The sequence below is a fragment of the Variovorax sp. YR752 genome (genome assembly GCF_943372545.1).
In genome coordinates this window covers 1-9,444 of record NZ_CALRZC010000282.1, presented here as the reverse complement: position 1 = coordinate 9,444, position 9,444 = coordinate 1, and the positions used below count along the sequence as shown (strand labels likewise).

General features: G+C 67.9%; 9 protein-coding genes. 4 read left to right on the top strand and 5 right to left on the bottom strand.

All coding sequences use genetic code 11. From position 1 onward, the window contains the following. From AAG801_RS37075 to prfB, 5 genes are all read right to left on the bottom strand, one after another. Positions 1 to 332 (bottom strand): phosphoglycerate mutase family protein (locus AAG801_RS37075; RefSeq protein WP_341892921.1); only part of this gene is annotated, 332 nt, incomplete at its 3' end. Then, on the bottom strand, positions 332 to 1,342 hold the full coding sequence (locus AAG801_RS37070) for a class 1 fructose-bisphosphatase (RefSeq protein ID WP_341892920.1): 1,011 nt from the start codon (positions 1,340 to 1,342) through the stop codon (positions 332 to 334). The genes AAG801_RS37075 and AAG801_RS37070, both read right to left, overlap by 1 nt. Before the next feature lie 83 nt (positions 1,343 to 1,425). Continuing rightward, complete coding sequence (pepN, locus tag AAG801_RS37065; protein ID WP_341892919.1) at positions 1,426 to 4,101, bottom strand: aminopeptidase N; 2,676 nt, start codon at positions 4,099 to 4,101, stop codon at positions 1,426 to 1,428. Beyond that, positions 4,094 to 4,768: an HAD family phosphatase gene (locus tag AAG801_RS37060; protein ID WP_341892918.1), complete on the bottom strand. Its 675-nt coding sequence runs from the start codon at positions 4,766 to 4,768 to the stop codon at positions 4,094 to 4,096. The genes pepN and AAG801_RS37060 overlap by 8 nt, the downstream gene beginning before the upstream one ends. 1 nt (position 4,769) lies before the next feature. Beyond that, positions 4,770 to 5,874 (bottom strand): peptide chain release factor 2 gene (gene prfB, locus AAG801_RS37055; RefSeq protein WP_341892917.1). Its coding sequence is split into 2 segments (ribosomal slippage): positions 4,770 to 5,792 and positions 5,794 to 5,874, totalling 1,104 coding nucleotides; the frame shifts between segments, so codons are not numbered across the junction. A gap of 198 nt (positions 5,875 to 6,072) precedes the next feature. On the opposite strand from prfB, the gene AAG801_RS37050 reads away from it, so the two are divergent. From AAG801_RS37050 to AAG801_RS37035, 4 genes are all read left to right on the top strand, one after another. After that, the gene (locus tag AAG801_RS37050; protein ID WP_341892916.1) at positions 6,073 to 6,357 is read left to right on the top strand and encodes a hypothetical protein; all 285 of its coding nucleotides are present in this window, start codon (positions 6,073 to 6,075) and stop codon (positions 6,355 to 6,357) included. Beyond that, positions 6,357 to 6,926: a tetratricopeptide repeat protein gene (locus AAG801_RS37045; protein WP_341892915.1), complete on the top strand. Its 570-nt coding sequence runs from the start codon at positions 6,357 to 6,359 to the stop codon at positions 6,924 to 6,926. The genes AAG801_RS37050 and AAG801_RS37045 overlap by 1 nt, the downstream gene beginning before the upstream one ends. Positions 6,927 to 7,009: 83 nt before the next feature. Then, positions 7,010 to 7,267, top strand: coding sequence for a DUF4212 domain-containing protein (locus AAG801_RS37040; protein WP_341892914.1), 258 nt, complete (start codon positions 7,010 to 7,012; stop codon positions 7,265 to 7,267). Between the two features lies 1 nt (position 7,268). Further along, positions 7,269 to 9,392 (top strand): sodium:solute symporter family protein, encoded by a 2,124-nt coding sequence (locus tag AAG801_RS37035; RefSeq protein WP_341892913.1) that lies wholly within the window; start codon positions 7,269 to 7,271, stop codon positions 9,390 to 9,392. Positions 9,393 to 9,444: the final 52 nt, after the last annotated feature.

Genomic DNA, 9,444 nt, shown 5'->3' with positions numbered 1-9,444 from the left:
AGCAGGCGGAAGTGGGCACGCGCGCCGTCCGGCGAGTTCAACGGCGGAATCGGGCCGGGCTTCAGCGCCGCCACCAGCGCATCGCCGTCGTACTCGTTCAGGCCCGGCCAGGCCTGCGCCTCGGGGGCCATCTGCATGCCCTGCGCGATGCAGGCCAGCGAGTCGACCTGGCGCTTCAGCGTGCCGGTCAGCGCGGCCTCGAAGACGATGCCGGCCTCGCGGAAGTATTCGCCGAGCCGCACGCACTGGCGGCGGCCGAGATCGCTCAGGCGGTCGTAGTCGTCGCTGCCGAACGAGGCCTGGCCATGGCGCACCAGGAAGAGCTGGCCCATCAGGCCTGCTCGGAGTGGTAGGCGGTGATCCGCTCGACCTCGTTCTTCGAGCCGAGCATCACGCTGACGCGCTCGTGCAGCTTGCCCGGCACGATGTCGAGGATGCGCTGCGTGCCATTGGTCGACATGCCGCCGGCCTGCTCGATCAGGAAGCTCATCGGGTTGGCCTCGTAGAGCAGGCGCAGCTTGCCGGGCTTGTCGGGCTCGCGCTTGTCCCACGGGTACATGAACACGCCGCCGCGGGTCAGGATGCGGTGCACGTCCGCCACCATGCTGGCCACCCAGCGCATGTTGAAGTCCTTGCCGCGCGGGCCCTCCTTGCCGGACAGGCATTCGTCGATGTAGCGCCTCATCGGGCTCGCCCAGTGGCGCATGTTCGACATGTTGACCGCGAACTCCTTCGTGTCCGCCGGGATCTGCACCTGGTCGGCGGTCAGCACCCACGAGCCCATCTCGCGGTCGAGCGTGAACATCGCCACGCCTTCGCCGACGGTCAGCACCAGCATGGTCTGCGGGCCGTAGACGCAGTAGCCGGCGGCGGCCTGGGCACGCCCGGCCTGCAGGAAATCCTGCTCGCTGACACCGCGGTGGTGCCCCACCTTGCGCAGCACCGAGAAGATGGTGCCGATGCTGACGTTGACGTCGATGTTCGACGAGCCGTCCAGCGGGTCGAACAGCAGCAGGTACTCGCCTTGCGGATAGCGGTTGGGCACGACGTGGATCGAGTCCATCTCCTCGCTGGCCATCGCCGCGAGATGGCCGCCCCATTCGTTGGCCTCGATCAGCACCTCGTTGGAGATGATGTCGAGCTTCTTCTGCACCTCGCCCTGCACGTTCTCGGTGTGCGCGCTGCCCAGCACCTCGCCGAGCGCGCCCTTGTTGACCGAGATCGCGATCGTCTTGCAGGCACGTGCGACCACCTCGATGAGCAGCCGCAGCTCGGCCGGGATGTGGCCGTGCTCGCGCTGCTGTTCGACGAGGTACTGCGTCAGGCTGATTCGCTTGGCCATCTCAGTGCCCGCCCGGCCGCCCGAAGGGCACTGAGCGCCCCCTCGGGGGGCAGCGAACGGAGTGAGCTTGGGGGTTCAACATGTCAGGACTCCAGGGCTCGCGTGACCACTTCACGCACGTCGTTCGAGAGATCGGGCCGTGCCGCGACCCGCGCCACTGCCTCGCGCGCTGCGCTGCGGTAGGGCTCTGCGAGCTTGGCCCAGCGGTCCAGCGCACGGGCGATGCGCGAGGCCAGCTGCGGGTTGATGGCATCCAGCTCGATCACACGCTCCGACCAGAACACGTAGCCCGCCGCGTCGGTACGGTGGAAGGCCGAGGGGTTGTCGCCGCACAGCGTGCGCACCAGGCTGCGCGCGCGGTTCGGGTTGTGCAGCGCGAAGTCCGGGTGCTTGAGCAGCGCCTTGCAGCGCGCGAACACGCGGCCGTCACGCTCGGGCGCGCCGGCCTGTGCGGCGAACCACTTGTCGATGACCAGCGGGTCGTCGCGGAACTGGTCGTGGAAGCGTTGCAGCGCCAGGTCGGCCATCTCCGAATGCGCGGCCAGCAGCGCCCACAGCGCGCCCTGGCGGTCGGTCATGTTGGCCGCGTCCTTGAAGCGCTGGTAGGCCTTGCCCTGCCAGAGCACGTCGCCGCGGGCGGTGGCGTCCAGGCACAGCATGGCCAGCGCCAGGTTGGCCAGCGCGCGGCGGCCGGCCGGCAGCGGCAGCGGCGCGTACGGGCCGCTGACTTGGTGGGCCTCCCAGGCCCACTCCCAGTCGGCGCGCAGCGCCTGCGCGAGCTGCAGCATCATCGCCTCGCGGGCGGTGTGGATGGCCGCCGGGTCGACGACCTCGAGCTGCTCGGCGATGTAGATCTCCGACGGCGGCGTCAGCACCAGTTCCTTGAACGCGGCGTCGAGCTCGGCATGGCGCAGCACGCCGCGCATGGCTTCCACGAAGGCCGCGTCGAGCTGCAGCGGCATGCCCTCGCGCACCGCGGCGAGGATGCGGTTCAGCGCCAGGCGCTGGCCGGCCTCCCAGCGGTTGAAGGGGTCGCCGTCATGCGCGAGCAGCACCAGCAGGTCGGCATCGGCGAGGCCGTCGGCCAGGTTCACCGGCGCCGAGAAGTGGCGCAGCAGCGAGGGCACCGGCTCGGCATCGACGTCGACGAAGGTGTAGAAGGTCTTCGCTTCCTCGAGCACCAGCACGCGCTCGGTGGCGGCGCGCTCGGCAGGTTCGTCCTCGAGGCGCAGCGCCATCGGCCGGCCATCGCGCGACAGCAGGCCCATCGCCACCGGGATCACGAACGGCTGCTTGTCGGCCTGGCCGTGCGTCGGCGCGCAATGCTGCTCCAGCGCCAGCGTGTAGCTGCGCGTCGGCGCATCCCAGCGGCCCCGCGCGGTGACCTGCGGCGTGCCGGCCTGCCCGTACCAGCGCTTGAACTGCGGTAGCGTTCGAGCGAGCTCGCTGCCCGGGTTGGCGTCGGCGATCGCCTGGGCGAAGTCGTCGCAGGTGACCGCCTGGCCGTCGTGGCGCTCGAAGTACAGCGACATGCCCTTGGCGAAGCCCTCGCGGCCGACCAGCGTCTGCATCATGCGCACCACCTCGGCGCCCTTCTCGTAGACGGTGGCGGTGTAGAAGTTGTTGATCTCGACGTACTCGTCGGGGCGCACCGGGTGCGCCATCGTGCCGGCGTCTTCCGGGTACTGCCACTCGCGCAGCTGGCGCACGTCGCCGATGCGCTTGACCGCGCGCGCCGTCGCCGAGCCCGACATGTCCATGCTGAACTCCTGGTCGCGGAAGACCGTCAGGCCCTCCTTCAGGCTGAGCTGGAACCAGTCGCGGCAGGTGATGCGGTTGCCCGTCCAGTTGTGGAAGTACTCGTGGCCGACCACGCTCTCGATGCCGGCGTAGTCGGTGTCCGTCGCGGTGGCGGGCTGGGCCAGAACGTACTTCGTGTTGAAGATGTTCAGGCCCTTGTTCTCCATCGCGCCCATGTTGAAGTCGCCGACGGCGACGATCATGAAGCGGTCCAGATCGAGCGGCAGCCTGAAGCGCGCCTCGTCCCACACCACCGAGGCGATCAGCGAGTTCATCGCGTGCTCGGTCTTGTCGAGATCGCCGCGGCGCACCCAGACCTGCAGCAGGTGGTCCTTGCCGGAGCGGGTGCGGATGTGCTGCTCGCGGGCCACCAGGTCGGCGGCGACCAGCGCGAACAGATAGCTCGGCTTCGGGAACGGGTCGTGCCACTTGGCATAGTGGCGGCCGTTGTCCAGTTCGCCCTGCTCGACCAGGTTGCCGTTGGACAGCAGCACCGGGTAGCGCGACTTGTTGGCGCGCAGCGTCACCGTGTAGACCGCCATCACGTCCGGGCGGTCGAGGAAGTAGGTGATGCGGCGAAAGCCTTCGGCCTCGCACTGCGTGAAGAAGCCGCCGCCGGAGGTGTACAGGCCGGAGAGATGGGTGTTCTTCTCCGGCGCGCAGGTGTTGCGGATCTCCAGCGTGAAGTCGCCCTCGGGCGGGCTGTCGATCACCAGCTCGCCGCCATCGACGCGGAACGACACGCTCTGCCCGTTGGCGAGCACGCGCAGCGGCTCCAGGTCTTCGCCGTGCAGGCGCAGCGCTCCGCCGGCGGCCGCGGCGTTGCGCTCGATGCTCAAGCGGCTGGCGACGATGGTGCGCACGGGGTCGAGGTCGAACGTCAGCTCGACGCTGCGGATCCAGTAGGCGGGGGCGGCGTAGTCCGCGCGCCGTACGGCCTGGGCATTGCCTTCACGCATGGTGGTCTTCTTTCGTCAGGGCAAGGGGATCGAGCGTGCGGAAGTCCGCCGCGCTCGCGAGCAGGTTGGGGAAGCCGGCGAACGCCGCGGTCGGCAGCGTGGTGGTCAGCGCCACCGCGCCCATGCCGGCGCGGCGCGCGCCTTCGATGCCCAGCGGGGCATCCTCGAAGACGATGCAGCGGGCGGGCTCGAGGCCGAGGCGGCGCGCCGCCTCGAGGAAGATGTCGGGGTGCGGCTTGCCGCGCAGGCCATCGGCGGGGCTGACCACGGTCTCGACCCAGCGGTCGATCGGGTATCGCGCAAAGGCGAGCGCCATGTTCTCCGGCGTCGAGGCGGTGCACACCGCCAGGCGGATGCCGGCGGCGAGCGATTGTTCGACGAAGGCCTGCGCGCCGGCGATCAGCGCGAGCTTCGGCGCCGCGATCTCGCGGTACAGCGTCTCCTTCTCGTGCGCCATCGCGAGCCGCTCGTCGGCCGAGGCCTGCGGGAACATGTCCGCCAGGATCTCGTCGTTCGAGCGCCCGGCCGTGGCGGCGAAGAAGGCATCGGCATCGATCGACAGCCCGCGCCGCGCATGCCACGCCACCCAGGCGTCGTGGTGGTGCGGCATGCTGTCGATCAGCGTGCCGTCGAGGTCGAAGAGGAAGCCTTGAATCTTGGCCGCCACGTCACACGCCTTGCTTGAGGCTGGCTTCGATCAAGGCGTCGAGGTCGCCGTCGAGCACCTTCTGCGTGTTGCTGATCTCGACGTTGGTGCGCAGGTCCTTGATGCGGCTCTGGTCGAGCACGTAGCTGCGGATCTGGTGGCCCCAGCCGACGTCGGTCTTGGTGTCCTCGAGCTTCTGCTGCGCCTCCATCTGCTTGCGCATCTCGTGCTCGTACAGGCGCGAGCGCAGCATCTGCCAGGCCTCGTCGCGGTTGCGGTGCTGCGAGCGGTCGTTCTGGCACTGCACCACGATGCCGGTCGGGATGTGCGTCAGTCGCACCGCCGAGTCGGTCTTGTTGATGTGCTGGCCGCCGGCGCCGCTGGCGCGGAAGGTGTCGGTGCGCACGTCGGCCGGGTTGATCTCGATCTCGATCGAGTCATCGACCTCGGGGTAGACGAACAGGCTGGCGAACGAGGTGTGCCGCCCGCCCGACGAGTCGAACGGGCTCTTGCGCACGAGGCGGTGCACGCCGGTCTCGGTGCGCAGCAGGCCGAAGGCGTACTCGCCCTCGACCTTGATGGTGGCGCTGCGGATGCCCGCCACGTCGCCCTCGGTCTCTTCCATCACCTCGGTCTTGAAGCCCTTGCGCTCGCAGTACTTGAGGTACTGGCGCAGCAGCATCTGCGCCCAGTCGCAGGCCTCGGTGCCGCCGGCGCCGGCCTGGATGTCGATGAAGCAGTTGCTCGGGTCCGCCGGGTTGTTGAACATGCGGCGGAACTCGAGCTGCTCGACGATCTCCCGCAGCTTCGCCGCCTCGTCCTCGATCGCGGCCAGGCCGTCGAAGTCCGCATCGGCCTTCGACATCTCGTACAGCTCGGTGTTGTCGGAGAGGTTGCTGGCCAGGTGGTCGATCGTGCCGACCACGGTCTCCAGCGACTTCTTCTCGCGCCCCAGTTCCTGGGCGCGCTTGGGCTCGTTCCAGACGTTCGGGTTCTCGAGCGCGGCGTTGACCTCGTTCAGCCGCAGTGCTTTGCGGTCGTAGTCAAAGATACCTCCGCAGCGCTTCGGTGCGCGAGGTCAGGTCCGCCAGCGAGGTGCCGATCTGGTTGATGCGTTCGATGTCCATGGTGCGGAGCCTTCTGGGAAAGGCGCGCATTTTCGCATGGTGCCTCGGGCCGGCCGACTGGCAGGCCTTGCAGGGTCCGACCGCGGGTTTGCCCGAAGGGGGGAAGCGCGAAGTCAACCCCTAGTTGTCAGAAACCTGTAAGCGCTTCCGGACGACAGTCTTGCACTTTCCTGACTTGGGTGCCGGATGCTGCTGTTCGTGTCTGCCGTGAAGCTGATTGCCGAGATCGCCCTGATGGCGCTGGCGGGTCAGTTCCTGCTCGGCGTGCTGGCTGGCCAGAAGCGCGAGGGCAACTTCTTCTACAAGCTGCTTCAGGTGCTGACCGGCCCGTTCGTCAAGGGCATGCGCCTGATCACGCCGAAGGTCGTCATCGACCGGCACATCCCGCTGGCCGCGTTCGTGCTGCTGTCCACGGTGTGGGTGTTCAGCACTATCGTCAAGATCAACCTGTGCCTGCAGATCGGAGTCGAACAATGCCGCTGATGTCCAAGCCGCTGGGCTACTGGCGCCTGAAGATGCGCGCGATCGTGGAGTTGGTGTTCGGCCGCAATGCAGCCGCCGAGCGCAGCTTCGACGCCATGCTGGCGCAGTGGCCGGCAGACCCGTATGCGCTGTCCAGCCGCACCATGGTGCGCGCGCAGCGCGGAGCACGAGAGGCGGCGATCGCCGACGCGCAGGCCCTGGTCGCCCACCACCCGGAGCGCAGTGCCGCCGACTGGTTCAACCTCGCCTACCTGCTCGAGGACGCCGGCCGCTACGACGAGGCCATCCCGGCCTTTCGCCGGGCGGTCGAGCTCAATCCGAAACTCGACCGTGCCTGGTACGGTCTGGGCCTCACGCTGATCCGCCTGCGCCGCCTGGACGAAGCCGTCGAGGCGCTGGAACGCAACACCAAGCTGCAACCGATGAGCCCGTACGGCTGGTACCAGCTGGCCCGCGTGCAACTGGACCGGCAGCAGCCCGACGAGACCCGCAAGATCATCCGCCACCTCAAGCGCTTCGAGCCCAGGGTGGCCGAGCAGCTCGAGCGCGAGACCGGCCTGGCGACGTGAATCAAGTGAGTAGTAAGCCGCGCAACGCGGTGGATTGAGGGCCGGGCGCAAGCCCGGAGTTAGGCAACCTAGGAGGCACTGCGATGCAATTGTCGGAAAGGCACCACCAGTACTGGCGTGCGAACCTGCGGATCACCGCGGTTCTGCTCGGTATCTGGTTCTTCGTGACGTTCGTGATCGGGTTCTTCGCCCGTGACCTGAACTTCACGTTCTTTGGCTGGCCGTTCAGCTTCTGGGTCGCGGCCCAGGGCGCGCTGATCGTCTATGTCGCGATCATCTGGTTCTATGCCCGGTACATGAACCGGCTGGACCAGCAGTTCGGCGTTGCCGAGGAGGAATGACATGGCTGGCGTAAGTTTCGAACATGGCACCGGCGGTGGTGCCGCGGCCAACAAGGCCTTCAAGGCGCAGCTGAACAAGGTCTACGCCTGGTACACCGGCGGCTTCATTGCCTTCGTCGTGGTCCTCGCGGTGCTCGAGCAGATGGGTCTGCCGCGCAACTGGATCGGCTTCATCTTCCTGCTCGCCACCGTGGCGCTGTATGCCGGCATCGGCATCATGAGCCGCACCTCGGATGCGGCCGAGTACTACGTGGCCGGGCGGCGCGTGCCTGCGATCTACAACGGCATGGCCACCGGCGCCGACTGGATGAGCGCGGCCTCGTTCATCGGCATGGCCGGTACGCTGTACCTCACCGGCTTCGGCGGCCTGGCGTTCATCCTCGGATGGACCGGCGGCTACTGCCTGGTGGCGCTGTTCCTGGCACCGTACCTGCGCAAGTTCGGGCAGTTCACGATCCCTGACTTCCTGGGCGCACGCTACGAAGGCAACCTGCCGCGCTTCCTGGGCATCGTCGCGGCGATCCTGTGCTCCTTCACCTACGTGGTGGCGCAGATCTACGGCGTGGGCGTGATCACCGCGCGGCTGTCGGGTCTGGCCTTCGAGGTCGGCATCTTCGTCGGCCTGGGCGGCATCCTGGTCTGTTCGTTCCTCGGCGGCATGCGCGCCGTGACCTGGACGCAGGTGGCCCAGTACATCATCCTGATCATTGCCTACATGATCCCGGTGGTGTGGCTGTCGGTGAAGCAGACCGGCGTGCCGGTCCCGCAGGCGATCTACGGCTACCAGCTGCAGAAGGTCACTGCCAAGGGCGACGAACTGCGCAAGGACCCGAAGGAACTGGAGGTCGTTGCCGCGTTCAAGGCCAAGGCGGATGAGTTCGGCGCCAAGCTGAAGGACATCCCGGCCGCGTTGACCGCAGAGAAGGCCGCGGCAGAAGCCAAGCTGACCGAGCTGAAGGCCGCCAACGCCCCGGTGGCCGAAGTGCAGGCGGCCGAGAAGGCGCTGGCCGCGGTGCCGGCCAACGAAGCCGACGCGAAGAAGGCCTGGACGGCGGCCAAGGCGGCCAACGAAGGCCGTGCCAAGCCGCTGGGCGGCATGCCCAACCACGCGCAGGTGTTCGCCGGCGACCCGAACGGCGACGACGCGGCGAAGAAGGCCTTCGACGTGTCACGCCGCAACTTCCTGGCCCTGGTGTTCTGCCTGATGGTGGGTACGGCCGCGCTGCCGCACATCCTGATGCGCTACTACACCACGCCGTCGGTGAAGGAGGCGCGCGAGTCGGTGTTCTGGAGCCTGTTCTTCATCTTCCTGCTGTACTTCACCGCCCCGGCCCTGGCCGTGCTGGTCAAGTACGAGGTGTTCAACGTGCTGGTGGGCACGCCGTTCGATCAGTTGCCACGCTGGATCTCCAGCTGGTCGCGCGTCGACCCGGGCCTGCTGTCGGTGGTGGACATCAACAAGGACGGCATCTTCCAGCTCGGCGAGATGAAGATCGGCGGCGACATCATCGTGCTGGCCACGCCGGAAATCGGTGGCCTGCCCTACGTGGTGTCGGGCATGGTGGCGGCGGGCGGCCTCGCGGCGGCGCTGTCGACTGCCGACGGCCTGCTGCTGACGATCGCCAACGCGCTGTCGCACGACCTGTACTACAAGATGATCGACCCGAACGCGCCCACCGCGCGCCGCGTGATGATCTCGAAGATCCTGCTGCTGGTCGTGGCCCTCGCGGCTGCCTCGGTGGCGGCGCAGAAGCCGGCGGACATCCTGTTCCTGGTCTCGGCGGCGTTCTCGTTCGCGGCGGCGGCGTTCTTCCCGGCGCTGACGCTCGGCATCTTCTGGAAGCGCGCCAACAAGTGGGGTGCGTCGCTGGGCATGATCGCAGGCCTGGGCACGACGTTCTACTACATGGCCACCACCCAGCCCTGGCTGCGTGGCGTGTTCGGTGTGACCCGGCCGGTGGAACTGTGGTGGGACATCCAGCCGATCTCGGCCGGCCTGTTCGGCGTGCCGATCGGCTTCGCGGTGATCATCATCGTCAGCCTGCTGACGCCCGCGCCCAAGAAGGAAACGCAGGAACTGGTGGAGCACGTGCGCTACCCCGACCTGAGGCTGGGCAACGCCTGATGAGGTTCTGACGCTTCGTTCGCGAAGCGCGGGGCCCCGCGCGACAGAGCGG